Consider the following 20,224-nt stretch of genomic DNA (forward strand, 5'->3'; position numbering starts at 1 on the left):
GGCGTATGGCACAGGACGACAGAACGCCAAATTCGCGGCCAAACACGGCGAGGCGCGTTTCGATCTTTGGCGCGACCGGGTCTATCGGGCAATCCACCATCGACCTGATCGCGCGCGATCCCGACCGCTATGAGGTCGTGGCGCTGACGGGGGGGCACAATATCGCGTGCCTTGCCCAGGACGCAATCCGCTTGAACGCAGAGGTCGCGGTCACAGCGCATGAAGAACACCTTCCGGCCCTGCGCGACGCCTTGGCCGGCACCGGTATAACCGCAGCCGCTGGCGAAGCTGCGATAGAAGAGGCCGCGACCCGCCCCTGTGACTGGGTGATGTCCGCAATCGTAGGGGCCGCGGGGCTTTTGCCCGGCTTGCGCGCGCTTGAAGCGCGGGCCACACTGGCGTTGGCCAACAAGGAAAGCCTTGTCACGGCGGGGCCGTTGATCTTGGCCACGGCCCACGCGCACCATGCGCGCATCTTGCCGGTGGACAGCGAACATTCGGCGGTGTTTCAGGGGCTTGCCGGCGAAGATATCAGCGCGGTCGAACGGGTCATCATCACCGCATCGGGCGGAGCGTTTCGTGATTGGCCGATGGAAAAGCTGGCCGGGGCCACCCTTGCCCAAGCCAGCGCGCATCCCAATTGGGACATGGGGCAACGGATCACGATCGACAGCGCCTCGATGTTCAATAAGGCGCTGGAAGTCATCGAAACCAAAGAGTTTTTTGAGGTGTCTCCTGAGCAGATCGAAGTGTTGATCCACCCTCAAAGCCTCGTCCATGCCCTGGTCGGGTTTCGCGATGGGGCGTTGATGGCGCATCTGGGGGCACCCGATATGCGCCATGCCATCGGCTATGCGCTGCACTGGCCTGATCGCCGTGCACTGCCCGTGGAGCGTCTGGATCTGGCCCGTGTCGCCACGCTTGACTTTGCCACGCCGGACGAGCAGCGCTATCCAGCCCTGCGCCTTGCGCGCGAGGTTATGTCTGCAGGTGGCCTGACCGGGGCGATCTTCAACGCCGCCAAGGAAATCGCTCTGGACAGTTTCATCGCCGGACGCATCGGGTTCATGGACATGGCGGGCGTGGTCGAAGACACGCTTTGCCGTCTTGACGGGGATGTGAGCTTGGCCCATGGGGGCATGACCCTTGATAATGTGCGCGCGGCCGACCAAATGGGTCGCACAACCGCCACCCAAATCGTCACACAGCGGCCCTGAGCAGCCAAAACCAAGAAAGCAGGAGAAAACTCCATGGAATTGACCGGGCTGCTTCCCGATTTCGGCAACCTTGCCTTCACGATCCTCGCTTTTCTGGCGGCGCTGACGGTGATTGTCGCAGTGCATGAATACGGCCACTACATCGTGGGGCGCTGGTCCGGGATCAAGGCGGATGTCTTCTCGATCGGGATGGGGCCGGTGCTTGGGTCGCGAATGGACAAACATGGCACCCGCTGGCAGATCGCTGCTTTCCCAATTGGCGGCTATGTGAAATTCCACGGCGACGCCAATGTTGCCTCGGGCAGCGCCGACGAAGATGCCATGGCGCGGATGAGCGACGAAGAGCGGCGCCACACCATGCATGGTGCGCCCTTGTGGGCGCGGGCGGCGACGGTTGCAGCCGGGCCTGTTTTCAATTTCATCCTGTCTGTCATCATCTTCACGGGCTTGATCCTGTCCACGGGCGTCGCCCGCGATCCGCTGTCGGTCGCTGCGGTGCAGGACGTTCCGGGGATGGAGCAGGGGCTGAAACCCGGTGACGAAATTCTGTCCATCGCGGGCATCGAGACGCCTCCGCTTGCAGAGTTTCAGACCATCGTGGACAAGCTGCCCGACACTGCGCGTGTCGCCTATCAGGTGCGCCGCGACGGCGCGGTCATTGACCTGACCGCAACCCATCCGTTCCCCCCCTTGGTCGGGTCGGTCAGTCCGAAATCAGCGGCGATTGAAGCGGGTTTGAAGCCCGGCGACTTCATCGCCACCGTTGACGATGTGCCGGTGGCAACCTTTGAAGGCTTGCGTGAAATCGTCGTGGGTGGCGATGGCGCTGCGCTGACGCTGGGTCTTTTGCGCGATGGCACCCCCACGCAGGTGACGCTGACGCCGCGCCGCCAAGACATCCCGTCGGCCGAAGGCGGGTTCGAAACCCGCTGGCTGATCGGCATCACCTCGGGCATGGTGTTTGACCCGGCAACCCGCACGCCGGGCCTGTGGGAAAGCGTCACAGCCAGCGTCGATCGGGTGATCTATATCATCCGCGCCAGCTTGTCGGGCCTTTGGCACATGATCACGGGGGCGATTTCCAGTTGCAACCTGTCCGGCCCGATCGGCATCGCCCAGGTGTCGGGGCAGGCGGCGTCCATGGGGGCGACAAGCTTCATCAGCTTTATCGCGATGTTGTCCACGGCCATCGGTCTGTTGAACCTGTTTCCGATCCCCGTGCTGGACGGGGGACATCTTGTGTTTCACGCGTGGGAAGCCGTCACTGGCAAGCCGCCCTCGGACAAGGTGCTGAATGTGCTGCTGGCGATTGGTCTGACGCTCGTTCTTGCGCTGATGATGTTTGGTCTGACCAACGACTTGTTCTGTCCATAGACAACAGCCACGGGCTCTTTTGCCACAATTTTGCCTTAATTCCGAAATTCTGATGCCCCAATTGGCGGCCAAGATGATCGAAATCGACACGCGATCCGGTCCAGTGACCAGACAAGGCAAGAGGCGAATATGGAACGTTTTGGATATAAAACCCGCGGTTTGACGCTTCTGTTCGATCTCAATTACGATCGCGTGATGTTTGCAGGTGCCATCGCGGCCGCCTTGTGGTTCAGCGTCATTCTTGGCGGGATGATGCACTAAAGGCCACGCTGCCGCCCGGCACCGACACGATCAAGCCCATCGCTGAAATGGATCCTCGCCGCAGTGCCACTGCGGGCGGGGTTTTTTCATTCTGGACGCCCCGCTTTGTCCCCGTCCGCCATGCAGCCTAATGATGCCGTCATGCTGGGCAGAAGGCATTGCGCGCGCCGGATGGTGTGACCCATGCACAGCGGCCTCGAAAACTCTGCTTTCGCGCTTTGACAAGAACGTCCCAACCGCTTATCCACATTGGAACTGGGGTGTCTGAGGAAAGTAAATACGATGGCATTTGTCGAGGGGTTGAGCAGCAACCGTTTTGATTTCGTGAAACAAGGCACCAAGGCACTGGCAACCACCAGCGGTCTTGCGATTTTCCTTGCAATTTCAGCGGTTACGGTTGTGGCCCCGAAGCCCGCCGCAGCGCAGGCCTATTCCTTCTCTCGGGTCGAGATCGAGGGAACGCAGCGGATCGAGGCTGCGACCATCCTGTCCTATCTGGGAATCGCTCAGGGTGAGGTGGTGTCGGCAGCAGCGCTGAACGATGGCTATCAACGTCTTGTCGGCTCGGGCTTGTTTGAAGATGTGCAGATCCTGCCGCGCGGCAACGTGTTGGTGGTGAAAGTGCGTGAATACCCGACGATCAACGTTGTCTCGGTTGAAGGCAACCGCAAGATCAAGGACGACGTGTTTACGCCGTTGCTGAAATCACAACCGCGCCGGGTCTATAATCCTGCGACGGCCGAGCTGGACGTTGAAACCATCACCGAGCTTTACCAGGCGCAGGGCCGTTTGGCCGCGCAGGTGACGCCGAAAATCATCCGCCGGGCGAACAACCGTGTCGATCTGGTGTTCGAAGTCGTCGAGGGCAAGAACGTCGAGGTCGAGCGCCTGTCTTTCGTCGGCAACCGCATCTATTCCGACAGCCGTTTGCGGCGTGTTCTTGAGACCAAGCAGGCGGGCATTCTGCGCGCCCTGATCCGCGCGGACACGTATACGCCCGACAGGATCGAATTCGACAAGCAAGTTCTGCGCGACTTCTACCTGTCGCGCGGTTATGTCGATTTTAAGACCACCGGCGTGACGAGCGAGTTTTCGCGCGAACGCGATGCGTTTTTCATCACCTTCACGGTGCAGGAAGGCCAGCAGTATCGCTTTGGCAACATCACCACCAGCTCAGAGATCGCCGAGGTTAACGCCGACGAGTTCGACGCGGTGCAAAACTTGCGTTCGGGTGCTGTCTACAGCCCCTCGCTGCTGGAAAATGCCACCGCGCGGATGGAACGTCTGGCCATCCGCAAGGGGCTGGATTTCGTGCGGGTCGAGCCGCGCGTGACCCGCAATGATCGTGATCTGACGCTGGATGTGGATCTGGTGCTGACCCGCGGCCCGCGTATCATTGTCGAACGCATCGACATCGAAGGTAACGCCACCACGCTTGACCGTGTGGTGCGCAACCAGTTTCGGATCGTCGAAGGTGACCCTTTCAACCCGCGCGAAATCCGCGAGGCGGCTGAACGGGTGCGCGCGCTTGGCTATTTTTCCAACTCCAACGTCGAAGCCCGAGAGGGGTCCGCCCCCGATCAGGTGGTCATTGATGTGGATGTGGAAGAGGGGCCCACAGGGTCGCTTAGCTTTGGTGGCGTCTACAGTCTTGAAAACGGCTTTGGCCTGAACCTGTCCTTCTCCGAACGTAACTTCCTTGGGCGCGGTCAGTTTCTCAGCGCAAGCTTCCAGAACACCGAAGATTCCACCAGTTTCTCGTTCAAGTTTGCCGAACCGAATTTCCTTGGTCGCGATCTGGAGCTCGGGTTCGAGGCGTATTACCGCGAAACCGCTTTTGCCTCGGCACTATACAACACCAAGGCCATTGCTTTCCGCCCATCGCTGACCTTCCCGATCAGTGAATATTCGCGCCTTGGCGTGCGGGTGTTTGCCGATGGGGCCGAGATCACGGATGTTGGTGTCGATAGCTCTGTCGTGTTGCAAAACGAAGCCGCGCGGGGCCGTCAGATCGGTGGCGGGGTTGGGTTTACCTTTAGCTATGACACCCGTCGCACCGGACTTGATCCGAACCGCGGGTATTACTTCCAGCTTGACGGTGATATCGGCGGCGTTGGCTCGGATTACCAATACGCCCGCGCGACCGCGTTGGCACAGGCACAGACCAAGGTCTGGAACGATCAGGTCACGCTGTTGGCGACGGTCGAGGGCGGTGTGCTGGGGTCGTTGAACGGTGGTGTGTCACGGGTGACGGACCGGTTCCGCATGGGGCCGTCGAAACTACGCGGCTTTGCAACCAACGGTTTGGGGCCGCGCGATTTGACGGCGGTCAATCAGGATACGCTGGGCGGCAATATGTATGCCGTGGCCCGGCTTGAGGCGCAGTTCCCGTTGGGTCTGCCCGAAGAATATGGCATTACCGGTGGTCTGTTCGTGGATGCTGGGTCGCTTTGGGGATTGGATGACACTTTGGGCGGCGCAATTGACGACAAGGCCTATTTGCGGTCCTCGATCGGTGCGTCGCTCTTCTGGGATACCCCTATCGGCCCGTTGCGGTTTAACTACTCGCGCGTGCTGGCCAAGGAAGCCTATGACGAAGAAAACAACTTCGAACTCACGATTTCTGCCCAGTTCTGATCGGGCTTGGATGGGTGGGCCGCAGCTGATGCGCCGATTGCATCGCCAAGTGGTGTCTGCGCTGCGCATCGGGTGTGTGACGCTTTGCACCTTGTCAGTGACCAGTGCAGGCGCGCATGCGCAAGAGCTGGGGCGCGCGGTGTCGCAGATTGTGACGATTGATCGTCAAAGCCTGTTTTCAGACACGCAGTATGGTCGACGGGTCGTTCAAACGGTCGAAGTGGAACGGCAACGCTTGGCCACCGAGACGCGCAAGGTCGAGGCGGCTTTGCTGCAAGAAGAACGCGACCTGACCGCCAAGCGCGCCGAAATGACCCCCGAGGCTTTCCGGGCGCTGGCGAAGGCATTTGACGAGAAAGTGCAGGCGCTCAGGGCCGAAGGCACCACCCGCGAACAGGACTTTGTCAGTACGTTAGAACGCCAACAGGTCGAGTTTTTTGAGCAGGTTGGCCCCATTCTTGGTCAGCTTGTGCGGGAACTGGGCGCTGTGGTGATCCTTGACCGTCGCGCCATTCTTCTGACCACGCAAAACATCGACATTACCAAACTGGCAGTGCAACGCATTGACGAGGTTTTGGGCGATGGCGCAGATCGCGAAGCGGATACCAACTCTGGCGACGACAATGCGGTGGAGGGCGACACAGACGCGCCGACGCCTGAAGGTCTTGCCCCAACCGCGCCCGCCGATGGTGACCTGCCCGCGCCTTTGCCCGACAACTGATTGCGATTGTTTCGGTTTGACCGGACTGCTAGTCAGGTTGGAACGAAAGGCCCGACAAGGGTCAAAGACGGAAAAGGACGTGAAAACATGGTCGATGTGCCCAGCACTGCAGATATTCAACTGATCCAGCAATGTATCCCGCACCGCTATCCGTTCCTGCTGGTTGATCGGGTCGAGGACATTCGCGAGAAAGAATTCGCGCGCGGTATCAAGATGGTGACCATGAACGAACCTCATTTTCAGGGTCACTTTCCTGGTCTGCCGATCATGCCCGGTGTCACGATCATCGAGGCAATGGCGCAAACCTCGGCGGTTATGGTGTCCTTGTCACTGGATCTGGTCGGGTCGGGTGCGGTCGTCTATTTCATGGGCATCGACAGTGCCAAGTTCCGGCGCAAAGTCGTGCCGGGCGACGTGTTGGAGTTGGAAATCACCACATTGCGCGGCGGGGCCAAGGTCTGGAAATTTGACGGCCTTGCCAAGGTCGGTGACGAGATCGCCTGTCAGGCCACCTTCATGGCCATGATCGACGTAACCGGCGGAAAGGGCTGACCAATGACAGCCAACGGGAGTGTTGATCCCACGGCGTCGGTCCATGCCAGCGCCATCGTCGAAGCGGGCGCCATCATCGGCGCGGGTTGCGAGATCGGACCGTTTTGCTGCATCGGCGCGCGGGTCAAGTTGGGGCAGGGCGTGGTCCTGAAATCCCATGTGATCGTGACTGGTGACACCGAAATTGGCGACGACACGGTTGTGTTCCCGTTCTCGGTGATCGGAGAGATCCCGCAGGATCTGAAATTCGCCGGTGAAGACACGCGGCTTGTGATCGGCAAGCGCAACCGTATTCGCGAACATGTCACCATGAACACCGGCACCGCCGGGGGCGGCTTTGTCACCCGGATTGGCGATGACGGGTTGTTCATGGCTGGCTGTCACGTCGCCCATGACGCCCAGATCGGCAACAACGTGATCTTGGTGAACAACGTGGCCGTCGCGGGCCATGTGGTGATCGAAGACGATGTGATCGTCGGCGGTTTGTCGGGCTTGCACCAATGGGTGCGCATCGGCCGTGGTGCGATCATCGGTGCCCTGTCGATGGTCACGGCAGATGTCTTGCCCCACGCCCTTGTGCAAGGTCCGCGAGGCGAGCTGGACGGGTTGAACCTTGTCGGGCTGAAGCGGCGTGGCGTCAACCGCGCCGACATCACGGCCTTACGTGCTGCGTTTCTCATGCTCAAACAGGGCGAAGGTTCGTTTCAGGAACGCGCCGCCCGGCTCACCGAGGATACCGACAGCCCTTATGTCCGCGAGATGGTGGCCTTCATTACCGGCGACAGCGATCGCGGGTTTCTGACCCCGAAATAAGGGGGGGGCATGACAGATCGCCTTGCCATCATCGCCGGAACCGGGGACTTGCCGCATCAAATCGCGGCCGCCAACCCGGACGCCTTGTTCGTCACCATAAAGGGGGTCGAGGTCGCTGCGCCCGACGCGGTTGAACTGGCCGAAGCCAGCTATGAAAAGCTGGGGGCGCTGTTCAAGACCATGCGCGCAGGTGACGTCACGCGGGTGGTGTTTGCCGGCAAGGTTGACCGACCCAAGTTGAACCCGCTGCGGATGGACCGCGTGACGCTTGGCCTTTTCCCTCGGGTGAAAGCCGTTTTGGGAAAAGGCGACGATGCGCTGCTGAGGCTTGTGGCCGAAGTATTTGAAGAGCAGGGGTTCGAAGTGGTCTCGGCCACCGACGTGACCGATGGCCTGACCATCGAGGCCACGACCATTGGACGCCAACCTGATGCGCAGGATTGTGCGGACCGCGATCGCGCTTGGTCCATCCTTGATGCGCTGGCGGGGGAAGACGTGGCGCAGGGTGTTGTGGTCGCTGGCGGGCAATGTCTGGGCATTGAAACCATTCAGGGCACAGACGCGCTATTGCGCTTTGTGGCCGCCACGCCTGCGCATCTGAAGCAAGGCGCGCGCGGGGTGTTCGTCAAGCGCCCCAAGCCCGGACAGGATGCGCGCATGGACATCCCCACAATCGGACCGGACACCGTGCGCGCGGTGGCCGAAGCCGGCCTTGGCGGGATCGCGGTGCCTGCGACGGGCATCATCGTTCTGGACCGCCCCGAGGTCGAACGCCTTGTTGCCGCGCATGACCTGTTTTTCGACATCCTCGAGGACACCTCATGAAGGTCTTTTTGATCGCGGGCGAGCCGTCGGGCGACAAGCTGGGGGCGGCGCTGATGGAGGGGTTGTCCTCGTTGCGCGACGATATAGAATTCATCGGCGTTGGCGGTGCGGCGATGCAGGCGCAGGGTTTGACCTCGCTGTTTCCCATGTCCGACCTTTCAGTGATGGGCATCGCCGAAGTGGCGCCGAAATACTTCCACCTCAAACGCCGCATTCGTGAAACCGCGAAGGCTGTGATCGACGCCGACCCTGATGTTCTGGTGACCATCGACAGCCCGGATTTCTGCCTGCGTGTGGCGAAGATCGTCAAACAAGACGAGGTCGAGGGCCAGACTTTCGGACATGATATACCGGTGGTGCACTATGTCGCGCCCTCCGTCTGGGCGTGGCGACCAAAGCGGGCCGACAAGATGGCGCAATGGGTCGATCATGTGCTGGCGCTGTTGCCGTTCGAGCCGCCCCTGATGACCGCTGCTGGCATGGGCTGCGATTTCGTTGGCCATCCCGTCGTGGCTGAACCGGTCGCCACCGACGCCGAGGCGCAAGCGTTTCGTGAACAGCACCAGATTGGCGCGGCACCCTTGGTTCTGGCGCTGCCCGGATCGCGTCAGGGCGAAATTGCGCGGCTGGCGCCTCGCTTCGGCGAGACGCTGGCGCGGGTGCAACGCGAACATCCCGACCTGCGCGTAGCGTTGCCCGTCGCCCAAGGGGTCGAGGATCAGGTGCGCGCGCAAACGGCCACTTGGACCAGCCCCCCGATTTTGATCCCCGCTGACCAGCCCGATCAGAAACGCGCAGCCTTTCGGGCCGCCGATGTCGCGTTGGCGGCGTCCGGCACCGTCTCGTTGGAGCTTGCTGCCGCGGGCACACCGATGGTGATTGCCTATGACATGAACTGGCTCAGCCGGTTGATGATTGGCTGGCTGTTGCAAATCGACACGGTGACCCTGGTCAACCTTGTGTCTGAGACACGCGCGGTGCCGGAATTTCTTGGCAAGGCCTGCCAACCCGCCCGGATTGCCCCAGCGGTTCTGGCAATGCTTGCAGACCCAACCGCCCAGCACGCGGCAATGCAGGTGACGATGGCGCGTTTGGGGCAGGGCGGTGAGGCACCGGGATTGCGCGCGGCGCGCGCGGTGGTGGACGTTGTGGCGCGCTCAAAAGCAGACTGATGAGCGTGCCAAACTGGACGGGCGGGCGCTATTGCGCCGCGCTGCCTTCGCTCAGGATTGCCTGAACCTTCGGGATGATCTCGGGCATTTTCTCCTGCACCATCTGCAGCACCATAGGCGTCTGTCGCTGGGTCACCTGTGGCAGCTTGGTCATCGCGGCACGGCCAAGATCGCTGGCATAGAAATCTCGTATGGCTTTGATTTCATCGAAGGTGAACAGCTCTGCCATGACCGCGGCCTGATTGCGCATGATTTCATACATCGGACCGGTCATTTCCTCCTGATACAGCTGGTCGATTTTCGCGATCTGACCCTCATCCAGTGGAATGCCCTTTGCCGTGACATCTGCAACAATTGGCTGCCACATGGTCTTGACCATCGCCTGCATGTCGATGTCTTCAAGCGTGGCGTCGATATACCCGGTGGCCAGCGCGAGGCGCTGTTCATAGGTTTCTTCGCCCAGGGCTGGCGCGCCGAGAACAGCGACAGCGGCAAAGGCGGCAAGGGTTTTACGCATGAGTTTTACCTTTCAGAGTTCGGTTCTTGCGAATACTCGGTTCGTTTTGCGTCTGCCGCCACTGCATTGGTCAAGTCCAGGCGCGAAATTCAGGCCTATGAGGACTGGCCGCGCCAGATCCAACCGCCACCGAACACGCGCGGGCCTTCAAGGTCATAGAACACGCAGGCCTGCCCCGGGCTGACGCCTTCTTCGGCGGTCAACAACTCGACCTCGGCTTCAGTTTCAGAAGTCGGCCTGACAATCGCTTCGCGGGCGGGTCGGGTTGACCTGATCTTCACGCCAAGATGCCATTCCTTGCGTGCGGTGAAGGGCTCATCCCCCAACCAGTTGATCTCGCGAACAGGCACGGTGCGGGTGGCCAGAAGCTCTTTCGGACCGACGACCACCTGTTTGGCGTCCACGTCCAGTTTGACCACGTAAAGCGGTTCGCTAAGTCCGCCAATGCCCAGCCCGCGGCGCTGTCCGATCGTGTAGTGAATGACGCCGTCATGGCGGCCCAACACGCGGCCATCCGCATCGACGATGTCACCGGGTTCGGCAGCCCCGGGGCGCAGTTTTTCAATCACGCTGGCATAATTTCCGTCCGGCACGAAGCAGATGTCCTGACTGTCGGGCTTGTCGGCGACCTCCAACCCGTATTTACGAGCCAAAGCACGGGTTTCATCCTTGGTTTTCAGGTGACCCAATGGAAAGCGCAAATACGCCAACTGCTCTGGTGTGGTTGAAAACAGAAAGTAGCTTTGATCGCGCGTTGGGTCAGCGGCACTGTGAAGCTCTGGCCCGGCGGTCCCGTCGGCACGCTGAATATAATGCCCGGTCGCCATGCAATCCGCCCCAAGGTCGCGCGCGGTTTCCAGCAGGTCTTTGAACTTCACCCGCTCGTTGCAGCGGATACAGGGCACCGGGGTTGCGCCGCCCAGATAGCTGTCGGCAAACTCCTCGATCACCGCGTCCTGAAAGATATTTTCGTAATCCAGAACGTAATGGGGAAATCCCATGCTTTCAGCAACATGGCGCGCGTCATGAATGTCGATCCCCGCGCAGCACGCGCCTTTTTTGGCCAGGGCCGCACCGTGGTCGTAGAGCTGTAGCGTGACCCCGATCACGTCATAGCCTTCTTCGGCGAGCATCGCCGCCACCACCGAGCTGTCGACACCGCCCGACATGGCCACGACCACACGGGTGTCCGCAGGGGATTTGGCAAAGCCCAACGAATTCAGCACAGCCGCGTCTTTAGTCTTTGTCGTGGTGCCTGCGGTCGAAGTCATGACCAAATCCTTTCCAGAAGAGACACGGAATATAGGAAAATTCGAATGAACAACAAGGGGTAGCTTCACCTCTCCTTAAGTGAATGGCGACAAAGTTGGCGCATACGTTGAAGTGAGGGCCAAACATGTATTTGAAGAAAGTCGAAGGACCAAGGGCAGTCACCCTGCCGGATGGATCAATCATGACGCGTGCTGATCTGCCGCCAAATGACACGCGCCGCTGGGTGGCCAGCCGTAAGGCAGCTGTTGTCAAAGCGGTGCGTTCCGGGTTGATCACGCAAAAGGATGCAGAGCAGATGTATGCCCTGTCTACCGAAGAGCTGGATGAATGGATGCGGGCTGTTTCTGAACACGGCGAGGCCGCGTTGAAGGCCACATCGTTGCAAAGGTATAGACAACCCTAGATTGTTTTCGCTAAAAGTTCTTTGTGGGTAACCGGTGATTAACCATTTCACGTGATGCTGCTTGCAATCGTTAGGAATTTTTAGCGGAGAACCCGAATATGCGTATCCTTTTGGTGGAAGACGATCCAACCACATCCCGCAGCATCGAATTGATGCTGACCCATGCGAACCTTAACGTCTATGCCACCGATCTGGGCGAAGAGGGTATCGATCTGGCTAAGCTCTATGACTATGATCTGATCCTGCTCGACCTGAATTTGCCTGATATGAACGGGCACGAGGTGTTGCGACAGCTCCGGCTGGCGCGTGTCGAAACACCAATCCTGATCCTGTCCGGTGCCGATGACACCGAAAACAAGATCAAGGGGTTCGGGTTTGGGGCTGACGATTATATGACCAAGCCGTTTCACCGCGAGGAATTGATCGCCCGCATCCATGCCATTATTCGCCGCTCCAAGGGACACAGCCAATCGGTGATCAAGACCGGTCATATTTCGGTCAACCTTGACGCGAAAACCGTTGATGTGGATGGGCGTACGGTTCACCTGACCGGGAAGGAATACCAGATGCTCGAGCTACTGTCCTTGCGCAAGGGCACGACCTTGACCAAAGAGATGTTCTTGAACCACCTCTATGGTGGCATGGATGAACCTGAGTTGAAAATCATCGACGTGTTCATCTGCAAATTACGCAAAAAGCTGTCCACGGCGACTGGTGGCGACAATCACATCGAAACCGTCTGGGGTCGCGGCTATGTTCTACGCGATCCGGAACCGGCCGAATTGGATGCCCAGATCGCGATGGGGGCTTAGGCTGTCAGGCCAGTCTGCGCCTGGCGATCCTCAAGCTGAAAACTCGCTGGCAATGCGCGCTGCAAGGCGCGCATTGTTTTTAACCAGAGCGATATTTGCGACCAGCGAGGCACCATCGGTCGCATGATAAATGCGATCAAGCAGATAGGGCGTGACGGATTTTGCGGCGATGCCGTCCGCTGTTGCGGCGGCCAGTGCCTCTTCTATCACCGGGTTTATCACAGAGGACGGAATCTCGTCCGCTTCTGGGATCGGATTGGCGACCAGTTGGCCGCCCTCAAGCCCCATTTCGCCCCGCAGCACCATCGACCGCGCGATATCGGACGGGCTATCCATCGACAGGGGCGCTGGAAGACCGGAGCTGCGCGACCAGAACGCGGGGAAATCAGCCTGTCCAAATGCGATCACCGGCACGCCCAACGTTTCTAGCACTTCAAGCGTTTTTGGCAGGTCCAGAATGGCTTTCGCACCTGCGCCAACCACGGTGACTGGGGTCTTAGCAAGCTCTTGCAGGTCAGCGGAGATGTCGAAGCTGGTGTCCGCCCCGCGATGCACGCCGCCGATCCCACCAGTGGCAAAGACGTGGATGCCAGCCAGATGCGCCGCGATCATCGTGGCGGCGACCGTGGTTGCCCCCGTGCCGCCGGTCGCCATACACGCTGCCAAATCGGCGCGCGACAGTTTGGCGACGTCTTTCGCTTGCCCCAATGCGTCAAGCTCGTCGTCTGTCAGACCTATGTGCAAACGGCCATCGAGCACTGCGATGGTCGCCGGGACAGCCCCATTTTCACGGATCACCGTCTCTACCTCGCGCGCGGTTTCCACATTCTGCGGCCAAGGCATTCCGTGGGTGATGATCGTGCTTTCCAGCGCGACAATGGGAAGGCCGCGGGCGCGCGCGTCGGAAACTTCGGGCGAGAAATGCATGGCTATGGTCATGTGTCGTCTTCTCCGGATACATAATGGGCTGCGGTTTTCTGGGCGTGCGCCAAGGCGTCAACCCGGCTTTTGCCGGCCGTTTCAGCGGCAATATGGGCGGCCATGAATGTATCGCCTGCGCCGGTAATGCGTCGCACGCGCACGGCCGGGCAGGGGGTTTGGATAATCCCATCCTGCCTGCTGCCATCTGCGGCGAAGCTGCCGCCATCCGTGACCAACACCCGGTTGGCACCTGCAGCAAGCAGCCCCTCGGCGGCGGCAAGCGCGTTGTCAAATGTTTTGCCCGCCAGATACCCGGCCTCTTCCCGGTTCAGATAGAGCGTGGCGCCGGGATGCAACATCAGCGGCAAAAGGCGCCGCGCCTTGCCGGGGCTGGCCGGGGCGACGCGCAAATCCGCCGCCGCAAAGCTGGGCCGTTTGGCAATATCGGTCAGCAGCGGCGCCGTCAGATTGCCATCAAGCGCGATCATACCCGCAAATGGCGCGTCGGCCGAACCCAACGTGCCATCCTCCAACGGGGTCAGGATCGCATCGCCAGCAGCTTCCAGCGAATGCGCATCAGCCAGGGCGGACACAAGTCCCTGTGGTCCTTCGATGGCCATATAGATATCCGTCGGCAGACCAGAAGGGCGATAAACGTATGACGTGATAATCCCACGTGCACCGCATTCGGCCATCAGCTCTTCACCTTCGGCGTCACGCCCGATGGCGGTCAAAATCGCGGGGCGCAGGTTGAACCGCTGCACCGTTTTGGCGATGTTCATCGCGACACCGCCGGGCAGGCGGGTGATGCGGCCGGGCTCGTCCGAGCCGATGTTCATCGGCTGTTGCGTGCGCCCGATCACGTCCCACAGGACGGACCCGATGCAAAGAATATCGTGCTTCATGTTCATATCCCTGTTCTGCCGAGGATTACGAAGCGACACAAGAGTGGATGCGTCTTGCAATCCGCACGACCCAGCGCGCCAGCAAAATATGGGCAAATCCTTGTTTTTTGGGCTTGTCAGGGTGGGGGCGGGCGTCTATACGCGCCCAATCAATCCACAGGCGGGGTTGGGCCGATGGGGGAGACATTCCCAAAGGTCCGCCGGTTGAGCCGGGGAATGACCACGAAAGGGTAGTTGTGAAAACGACGTCTTTTCAAGGACATGAACCGCTCGTATGGCCCCGTCAAGGTAGAAACCGGAAAGGAAAAGAACATGGCGCTGCCTGATTTTTCACTGCGTCAGCTTTTGGAAGCTGGCGTTCACTTTGGTCACCAGACCCAACGTTGGAACCCCCGCATGGGCCCGTTCATCTATGGTGAACGTAACGGGATTCACATCCTTGACCTGACGCAAACCATGCCGATGCTCGACGCCGCCCTGAACGCGGTGCGCGAAACGGTTGCCAAGGGCGGTCGTGTGCTGTTCGTCGGCACCAAGCGTCAAGCTGCGGGTGCCATCGCTGAAGCCGCCGAGAAATCGGCCCAGTATTACATGAACCACCGCTGGCTGGGTGGCACGCTGACCAACTGGCAGACCGTGTCCAAGTCGATCCAACGCCTGAAAGAATTTGACGAGAAACTTGCGAATGGCGCCGAAGGCCTGACCAAGAAAGAGCGTCTGGGCATGGAACGTGAGCAGGCAAAACTGCAAGCGTCGCTGGGCGGTATTCGTGAAATGGGCGGCGTTCCCGATCTTCTGTTCGTCATTGACGTGAAGAAAGAAAGCCTGGCCATCGCGGAAGCCAACAAGCTGGGTATCCCGGTTGTGGCCATCGTCGACACCAACTGCCCGCCGGAAGGCGTTGACTATATCATCCCCGGCAATGATGACGCGGCACGCGCAATCGCCTTGTATTGCGATCTGGCTTCGCGCGCGGCGCTGGACGGTATGTCGGCACAGTTGGGCGCTGCTGGCGTTGATCTGGGCGCGATGGAAGAAGCACCGGCGGAAGAGGCTGTTGCCGAAGTCGCCGAAGAAGCTGCGCCGGCCGAATAAGGACCGCGCAATTGCGGGGCAGGGCGACCTGCCTCGCGCTTTTGTCACAGAATTGATACCGGGGCGGCGCATCTTCTCCGCGCCCGAAATGCCCCGAGACACCAAGGAGCTGAGATATGGCAATCACTGCTGCACTCGTCAAAGAACTGCGCGAATCCACCGGCGTTGGCATGATGGACGCGAAAAAGGCATTGGTCGAAACCGATGGCGATATGGAAGCCGCCGTCGACTGGCTGCGCACCAAAGGTCTGGCGAAAGCCGCCAAGAAAGCTGGCCGCACGGCTGCAGAGGGTCTTGTGGCCGTCGCAGTTTCGGGTGGAAAGGGCGTCGCGGTTGAGGTGAACTCCGAAACCGACTTCGTTGCCAAGAACAGCGAATTCCAGGAAATGGTTTCGTCGATCGCTTCGGCTGCATTGACCGTGTCGGATGTTGACGCGCTGAACGCGGCCGATCTGGGTGGCAAATCTGTCGCCGATACGATCACCAACAAAATCGCCACCATCGGCGAAAACATGTCGCTGCGCCGCATGGCCTCGGTCGAAGGTGAAACGGTTGTGACCTATGTACACAACGCTGCCGCCGACGGTATGGGTAAAATCGGTGTGCTGGTTGCAATGACGGGTGGTTCGGAAGACTTCGGTCGTCAGGTTGCGATGCACATCGCAGCTGCCAACCCGCAAGCTTTGAACGAAGCCGAGCTGGACGCCTCTGTCGTTGAGAAAGAGCGCACCATCCTGACCGAGCAAGCCCGCGAAAGCGGCAAGCCTGAAAACATCATCGAGAACATGATCAAAGGCCGCATGAAGAAATTCTTGGCCGAAGTGACACTGCTGGGCCAGGACTTCGTGATCAATCCCGATCTGACGGTTGAAGCTGCCGCCAAAGAGGCTGGGGCTGAAATCACCGGCTATGTTCGCATGGAAGTCGGCGAAGGCATCGAAAAAGAAGAATCGGACTTCGCAGCCGAGGTCGCGGCCGCCGTTCAGGGCTAAGTCGCAGTTTCTTTTTTGAAGAGAGTATCAAGGGGGTCGATTTTTCGGCCCCCTTTTCTTTGTCCGGACGAAGGCGGGGCAGGGGCATTCGATTTGGTCGCCCGCAGCGTTCGAGATGAAAACCAACAACGGCGCCGACAGGGAGGTCGGCGCCGTTGAGACCCACACGGGACACTGTGTGGTTCAGGAGGATTCCAGAAGCCGGAAAGACGCTGACACCGCGGGGATCAATACTCCCTTAGTGTCAGCACCCGGTTTCCCGGAAGAATGAAGCGTCACCTGAAATCACAGAACGTCCACCCCTTCAAGTTCCAACGGCTATAAAGCCACCACTCACGGAACAGGTTTAGTGTGCACAATTTCTCGTGATGGGGGAAGTCAGGGATTCCCTACCTTAGCGTAAACACTTCGTGACTTTTTGTCGCAAAATGGACAACAGTAATGCTGTTCACAGCGGATAACCTACCCGTTTGTGAATACCATCAACTTTCTGGTGTGTGAATCTGGTTAAAGTAGGAAATCTTCAGAACTGCCTGCGCCGTGGTTTCAACGCCCAGTTTGTCACGTGCAATCCGAAGGTGTTTTTCGATCGTTGCGGGCGTTACACCCAGGATTGTCGCGATGTCCTGATTGGTTTTCCCGTCACCAACCCACTCCAACACCTCGCGCTGACGGGCCGACAGTTTCGCACGGTCCGTTTGTTGCGGCAGTGAAATGATCTTAAGATGCGCGACATTGTTCATGGCTTCGATCATCGACCCATGTTCGGCCCAGATGTCATCAACTTTGGACTGCGACAGTCCGGGCTTGGCCGTCAGAGCAATCACACCACGCGCGCGTTTCGAGGTTTCCGAAAACGAGATTGTGTAGCCCGCGACGACGCCCATGTCGCGATTGATCTGGATCACTTGCTGGCCCAGATTTCCGAACCGTTCGATGTTTTCGCGGATCCACGACCAGCTGCAGGCGCCGGTATTCTGTGCCGCCCATTCGATCATCGGAGAATGGCGATAGATCTCTTCATCCTTGTAGAGCTTCATGTATTCGGGAGCGTGCGAGAACAGGATCAACGAATCCTCGCGCGGGCCCAGTGACTTGGGTGTCATGTAATGCGTGAAGCCATAGATCAGCCGATCGAACCCAAATTCCAGCATGGCACGACAATGGATGTCCCATACACAATCAACCGTGCGGCAGCCACAAACCTCGTTCAGGTAGTCAAGCAATCGAGTCATTCAGCGCGCCTTGTCTTGGCTGAGGTGCAAGTGAAGCGCGTCGATTGCCAGTTTATAGCTTGTGGCGCCGAACCCGCTGATCTGTCCGATGGCGACTTTCGCCAGATAGGAGTTGTGGCGAAACGCTTCGCGGGCATGAATGTTGGACAGGTGAACTTCGACGGTTGGCACCTCGGATGATGCTACCGCATCCATGATCGCCACAGAAGTATGGGTAAACGCACCGGCGTTCATGACGATCCCGTCATGCGTGCCGCGCGCGGCGTGGATCTGGTCAATCAGAGCACCTTCGTGATTGCTTTGAAAGCAAACACAGTCGCTGCCAAGCGTCGCAGCGTGCTCGCGGCACAGGGTGTCGATCTCGTCCAAGGTGGTGCGACCATAAACGTCTGGTTGGCGCAGCCCCAACATGTTGAGGTTTGGACCATTTAGAACGAGCAACGATGACATTAGCGATTTCCTTTTCCCCAAGACATACTTTCCTGCAAATGGCGCAATTGTCGAGAGGGAACCCATAACCTGACATGAACTATTCTTTGGTGTAGGTCAGAGAGGCAACAGCTCGACGAGAGGAATTGCTTTGAAACGCCGTAGGAGTGCGGGTGTTCAAAACCAGCGCGAAATGAAATCAGAGGGCTTAGCGAGATTAATACGTTTTGCCATAAGGTTGAGCCGCATTCTTAATCTAAAATCGTTGTCTCGCGTATCTAAATGTTACATAATACTGATTATGCGTTAAATGGCGTGGTTTGAAGGATAGTGTCGGAGTACGTAAATAATGAGACTGAATTAATGAGACTCGTCTCCCCTAAGTTTCAACAACTTAAGTTTTTTGTTCTTTTTAGAAGTTCCCCCTGATCCGGGCGCTACAAGCCGATGTCAATTTACGGTGTAGCGTTCGCCGGCATTGGCACGTGTTGTGGGTACCACTAAGAGCTTAAATTGCATTCTGGTATTCTGAGTAATGGACAGAGGCTCACTCCCTTGGACCTGGTTGACCAAAAGAACACCCTGCCCCAAACACTAACGGCCCATTCCGGCCATTCATCGCATTCGTTTGCACCTCAGTACAACTTCCCAGGAGCCGACATTCGTCGACAGAGCTGCACTATCAGGTGTCTGTTGACCGCAACGCAAGACGAAGCCACCGTTTCTGCATCGTCGGACTCGGGCTGGAACAACGATCGCACAGCGAACCAGTCCTACATGAGATGTTTGCAACTCAGAAGCTCGGCCGCGCGCAAAGCGAACAGCCGAATTGCACGAAACCTCGGCAGAGCCCCATAGTCGACCAAGTAATCGGCCAAGAGGTAAGTTCGGTCGGGAAACCCGGTCCAGAACGAGTCTGAGTGCTTAGATTGATCATGCACCAGCGGCTCTTGTTTTATCACGTTGTTGAAGACTTCCCTCAGCGAATTCTTCACGGAAAGTAGGCGCGAGTAGTCATTTCTATTCTATCGCGGACATCAAGAGATGCAGACAGAGTGACGATAGCTAGCTACAATTATGGTTAATCGCAGTATTTCTTATGGGTGCCTGTCATGGATATCACTCTCATTCGTACGTTCCTAGAGGTTGCCGCAAGCGGCTCTTTCGTGAATGCCAGCGAACGTCTTCTGGTGACACAGTCTGCGGTCAGTCTGCGCGTGGCGCGTTTGGAGGAAAGTTTGGGTAAACAGCTTTTCATGCGATCCAAAGCTGGCGCAGAACTCACACCCGCCGGGCGTGAGTTTGAACGCTATGCTTTGTCACTTATCAAGATCTGGGAAGAAGCGCGTCAGCAAGTTGGGGTGCCCGAGGGCTTTAACAAGTCGCTTAGCATCGGTGCCCAGTATTCATTGTGGCCGCGGCTGGGGTTTCCTTGGATCGACCTTATGCAGGACAGCATGCCAACCCTCAACATTCGTGCGGAACTTGGTATGCCCGACCGAATTATGCGATTTCTGGTTGAGGGGATTGTTCAGATTGGTCTGATGTACAGCCCGCAACTGCGCCCAGGACTGACTGCGCGAAAGATCCTTGACGAAGAACTTGTTCTTGCCGCGTCGTGGCAGGCCAGTCTTGACGACATTTCGGATCACTATGTGTTTGTGGATTGGGGGCCCGAATTCGTCCACGCCCACGCGCTTGAAATGTCACAACTGACCAATTCCGGAATGACAATGTCGCTTGGAGCATTGGCGGCTGACTATGTACGGGTGCGCAAGGCAGCGGCATATCTGCCAGCGCGATATATCAAACGTTACCTCGACCGGGGCGAACTGCACCTGGTGCCTGATGCACCGATCTTTCCATATCCTGTCTGGTCGGTTTGGCGCGACGACCTGGAAGACGACATTCGAGCGGTCGCCGAAAGCGCACTTGTTGCGATTCAGTCACAAATTGACGGCGATCAAAACGCTGTAATCGTCGAACTCGCACAGATTAGCGAGGGCGAAAGCGTCGAAGTTCTTGGGAAGTATGACGAATTTCCTAACTATAAGTAAATATCGTTTTATAG

The 20,224-nt window shown here is 58.5% G+C and carries 20 protein-coding genes; 14 read left to right on the forward strand and 6 right to left on the reverse strand.

Annotation, left to right across the window (positions count from 1 at the left end; genetic code table 11):
• The first annotated feature begins 5 nt into the window (after window positions 1-5).
• The 9 genes from dxr to lpxB all read left to right on the forward strand — a co-directional run bounded on the left by dxr (window position 6) and on the right by lpxB (window position 9,572).
• Window positions 6-1,217, forward strand: coding sequence for a 1-deoxy-D-xylulose-5-phosphate reductoisomerase (gene dxr / locus ACXYMP_RS12975; RefSeq protein WP_458906822.1), 1,212 nt, complete (start codon window positions 6-8; stop codon window positions 1,215-1,217).
• Window positions 1,218-1,250: 33 nt separating this feature from the next.
• Complete coding sequence (gene rseP / locus ACXYMP_RS12980) at window positions 1,251-2,591, forward strand: RIP metalloprotease RseP (RefSeq protein WP_458906824.1); 1,341 nt, start codon at window positions 1,251-1,253, stop codon at window positions 2,589-2,591.
• A 129-nt stretch (window positions 2,592-2,720) separates the two neighbouring features.
• Window positions 2,721-2,852: a hypothetical protein gene (locus ACXYMP_RS12985; protein WP_298570902.1), complete on the forward strand. Its 132-nt coding sequence runs from the start codon at window positions 2,721-2,723 to the stop codon at window positions 2,850-2,852.
• Between the two features lie 282 nt (window positions 2,853-3,134).
• Entirely contained in the window at window positions 3,135-5,489 is a 2,355-nt protein-coding gene (gene bamA / locus ACXYMP_RS12990) for an outer membrane protein assembly factor BamA (RefSeq protein WP_458906827.1), read from the forward strand.
• Window positions 5,443-6,210 carry an OmpH/Skp family outer membrane protein gene (locus ACXYMP_RS12995; protein WP_458906829.1) on the forward strand — a complete coding sequence of 256 codons (768 nt, stop codon included), beginning with the start codon at window positions 5,443-5,445 and terminating at the stop codon, window positions 6,208-6,210. Before bamA ends, ACXYMP_RS12995 begins: the two co-directional genes overlap by 47 nt.
• An 87-nt stretch (window positions 6,211-6,297) precedes the next feature.
• Window positions 6,298-6,762, forward strand: a complete 465-nt coding sequence (gene fabZ, locus ACXYMP_RS13000) for a 3-hydroxyacyl-ACP dehydratase FabZ (protein ID WP_298570897.1) — start codon at window positions 6,298-6,300, stop codon at window positions 6,760-6,762.
• A 3-nt stretch (window positions 6,763-6,765) separates the two neighbouring features.
• Window positions 6,766-7,575, forward strand: coding sequence for an acyl-ACP--UDP-N-acetylglucosamine O-acyltransferase (gene lpxA, locus ACXYMP_RS13005; protein WP_458906832.1), 810 nt, complete (start codon window positions 6,766-6,768; stop codon window positions 7,573-7,575).
• A 9-nt stretch (window positions 7,576-7,584) separates the two neighbouring features.
• The gene (locus ACXYMP_RS13010) at window positions 7,585-8,400 is read left to right on the forward strand and encodes an LpxI family protein (RefSeq protein WP_298570893.1); all 816 of its coding nucleotides are present in this window, start codon (window positions 7,585-7,587) and stop codon (window positions 8,398-8,400) included.
• Complete coding sequence (lpxB, locus tag ACXYMP_RS13015; RefSeq protein WP_458906834.1) at window positions 8,397-9,572, forward strand: lipid-A-disaccharide synthase; 1,176 nt, start codon at window positions 8,397-8,399, stop codon at window positions 9,570-9,572. Before ACXYMP_RS13010 ends, lpxB begins: the two co-directional genes overlap by 4 nt.
• A gap of 28 nt (window positions 9,573-9,600) precedes the next feature.
• Here lpxB and ACXYMP_RS13020 read toward each other — a convergent pair whose 3' ends face one another.
• Together ACXYMP_RS13020 and mnmA are read right to left on the reverse strand one after the other, a co-directional pair.
• Window positions 9,601-10,089: a DUF2059 domain-containing protein gene (locus tag ACXYMP_RS13020; RefSeq protein ID WP_458906836.1), complete on the reverse strand. Its 489-nt coding sequence runs from the start codon at window positions 10,087-10,089 to the stop codon at window positions 9,601-9,603.
• Window positions 10,090-10,184: 95 nt separating this feature from the next.
• The gene (mnmA, locus tag ACXYMP_RS13025; protein WP_458906838.1) at window positions 10,185-11,360 is read right to left on the reverse strand and encodes a tRNA 2-thiouridine(34) synthase MnmA; all 1,176 of its coding nucleotides are present in this window, start codon (window positions 11,358-11,360) and stop codon (window positions 10,185-10,187) included.
• Window positions 11,361-11,485: 125 nt separating this feature from the next.
• On the opposite strand from mnmA, the gene sciP reads away from it, so the two are divergent.
• Both sciP and ctrA read left to right on the forward strand, forming a co-directional pair.
• Entirely contained in the window at window positions 11,486-11,764 is a 279-nt protein-coding gene (gene sciP / locus ACXYMP_RS13030; RefSeq protein ID WP_298570886.1) for a CtrA inhibitor SciP, read from the forward strand.
• 98 nt (window positions 11,765-11,862) lie between these two features.
• Window positions 11,863-12,576 carry a response regulator transcription factor CtrA gene (gene ctrA / locus ACXYMP_RS13035; protein WP_298570884.1) on the forward strand — a complete coding sequence of 238 codons (714 nt, stop codon included), beginning with the start codon at window positions 11,863-11,865 and terminating at the stop codon, window positions 12,574-12,576.
• A gap of 30 nt (window positions 12,577-12,606) precedes the next feature.
• On the opposite strand, the gene ACXYMP_RS13040 is transcribed toward ctrA, so the two are convergent.
• Both ACXYMP_RS13040 and ACXYMP_RS13045 read right to left on the reverse strand, forming a co-directional pair.
• Window positions 12,607-13,515, reverse strand: coding sequence for a pseudouridine-5'-phosphate glycosidase (locus tag ACXYMP_RS13040; protein ID WP_458906841.1), 909 nt, complete (start codon window positions 13,513-13,515; stop codon window positions 12,607-12,609).
• Entirely contained in the window at window positions 13,512-14,408 is an 897-nt protein-coding gene (locus tag ACXYMP_RS13045) for a PfkB family carbohydrate kinase (protein WP_458906843.1), read from the reverse strand. The genes ACXYMP_RS13040 and ACXYMP_RS13045 overlap by 4 nt, the downstream gene beginning before the upstream one ends.
• Window positions 14,409-14,714: 306 nt before the next feature.
• Between ACXYMP_RS13045 and rpsB the strand changes: the two genes are divergently transcribed.
• Both rpsB and tsf read left to right on the forward strand, forming a co-directional pair.
• Window positions 14,715-15,497 (forward strand): 30S ribosomal protein S2, encoded by a 783-nt coding sequence (gene rpsB / locus ACXYMP_RS13050; protein WP_298570880.1) that lies wholly within the window; start codon window positions 14,715-14,717, stop codon window positions 15,495-15,497.
• A 116-nt stretch (window positions 15,498-15,613) separates the two neighbouring features.
• The gene (tsf, locus tag ACXYMP_RS13055; RefSeq protein ID WP_298570878.1) at window positions 15,614-16,489 is read left to right on the forward strand and encodes a translation elongation factor Ts; all 876 of its coding nucleotides are present in this window, start codon (window positions 15,614-15,616) and stop codon (window positions 16,487-16,489) included.
• Window positions 16,490-16,971: 482 nt separating this feature from the next.
• Here the strand turns inward: tsf and ACXYMP_RS13060 are convergent, their stop codons facing one another.
• The gene (locus tag ACXYMP_RS13060; RefSeq protein WP_458906846.1) at window positions 16,972-17,724 is read right to left on the reverse strand and encodes a helix-turn-helix transcriptional regulator; all 753 of its coding nucleotides are present in this window, start codon (window positions 17,722-17,724) and stop codon (window positions 16,972-16,974) included.
• Window positions 17,725-18,174: a type II 3-dehydroquinate dehydratase gene (gene aroQ, locus ACXYMP_RS13065; protein WP_298570874.1), complete on the reverse strand. Its 450-nt coding sequence runs from the start codon at window positions 18,172-18,174 to the stop codon at window positions 17,725-17,727.
• 1,091 nt (window positions 18,175-19,265) lie between these two features.
• Here aroQ and ACXYMP_RS13070 point away from each other — a divergent pair.
• Window positions 19,266-20,210, forward strand: a complete 945-nt coding sequence (locus ACXYMP_RS13070; RefSeq protein WP_248364932.1) for a LysR family transcriptional regulator — start codon at window positions 19,266-19,268, stop codon at window positions 20,208-20,210.
• The last annotated feature ends 14 nt before the right edge of the window (window positions 20,211-20,224 follow it).

This window comes from Aliiroseovarius sp. CAU 1755 (genome assembly GCF_054482655.1).

Excerpts from the sequence above, each read along its gene's own strand:
- dxr (WP_458906822.1), top strand. The coding sequence starts at position 6 with ATGGCACAGGACGACAGAACGCCAAATTCGCGGCCAAACACGGCGAGG.
- rseP (WP_458906824.1), top strand. The coding sequence starts at position 1,251 with ATGGAATTGACCGGGCTGCTTCCCGATTTCGGCAACCTTGCCTTCACG.
- ACXYMP_RS12985 (WP_298570902.1), top strand. The coding sequence starts at position 2,721 with ATGGAACGTTTTGGATATAAAACCCGCGGTTTGACGCTTCTGTTCGAT.
- bamA (WP_458906827.1), top strand. The coding sequence starts at position 3,135 with ATGGCATTTGTCGAGGGGTTGAGCAGCAACCGTTTTGATTTCGTGAAA.
- ACXYMP_RS12995 (WP_458906829.1), top strand. The coding sequence starts at position 5,443 with ATGACGAAGAAAACAACTTCGAACTCACGATTTCTGCCCAGTTCTGAT.
- fabZ (WP_298570897.1), top strand. The coding sequence starts at position 6,298 with ATGGTCGATGTGCCCAGCACTGCAGATATTCAACTGATCCAGCAATGT.
- lpxA (WP_458906832.1), top strand. The coding sequence starts at position 6,766 with ATGACAGCCAACGGGAGTGTTGATCCCACGGCGTCGGTCCATGCCAGC.
- ACXYMP_RS13010 (WP_298570893.1), top strand. The coding sequence starts at position 7,585 with ATGACAGATCGCCTTGCCATCATCGCCGGAACCGGGGACTTGCCGCAT.
- lpxB (WP_458906834.1), top strand. The coding sequence starts at position 8,397 with ATGAAGGTCTTTTTGATCGCGGGCGAGCCGTCGGGCGACAAGCTGGGG.
- ACXYMP_RS13020 (WP_458906836.1), bottom strand. The coding sequence starts at position 10,089 with ATGCGTAAAACCCTTGCCGCCTTTGCCGCTGTCGCTGTTCTCGGCGCG.
- mnmA (WP_458906838.1), bottom strand. The coding sequence starts at position 11,360 with ATGACTTCGACCGCAGGCACCACGACAAAGACTAAAGACGCGGCTGTG.
- sciP (WP_298570886.1), top strand. The coding sequence starts at position 11,486 with ATGTATTTGAAGAAAGTCGAAGGACCAAGGGCAGTCACCCTGCCGGAT.
- ctrA (WP_298570884.1), top strand. The coding sequence starts at position 11,863 with ATGCGTATCCTTTTGGTGGAAGACGATCCAACCACATCCCGCAGCATC.
- ACXYMP_RS13040 (WP_458906841.1), bottom strand. The coding sequence starts at position 13,515 with ATGACCATAGCCATGCATTTCTCGCCCGAAGTTTCCGACGCGCGCGCC.
- ACXYMP_RS13045 (WP_458906843.1), bottom strand. The coding sequence starts at position 14,408 with ATGAACATGAAGCACGATATTCTTTGCATCGGGTCCGTCCTGTGGGAC.
- rpsB (WP_298570880.1), top strand. The coding sequence starts at position 14,715 with ATGGCGCTGCCTGATTTTTCACTGCGTCAGCTTTTGGAAGCTGGCGTT.
- tsf (WP_298570878.1), top strand. The coding sequence starts at position 15,614 with ATGGCAATCACTGCTGCACTCGTCAAAGAACTGCGCGAATCCACCGGC.
- ACXYMP_RS13060 (WP_458906846.1), bottom strand. The coding sequence starts at position 17,724 with ATGACTCGATTGCTTGACTACCTGAACGAGGTTTGTGGCTGCCGCACG.
- aroQ (WP_298570874.1), bottom strand. The coding sequence starts at position 18,174 with ATGTCATCGTTGCTCGTTCTAAATGGTCCAAACCTCAACATGTTGGGG.
- ACXYMP_RS13070 (WP_248364932.1), top strand. The coding sequence starts at position 19,266 with ATGGATATCACTCTCATTCGTACGTTCCTAGAGGTTGCCGCAAGCGGC.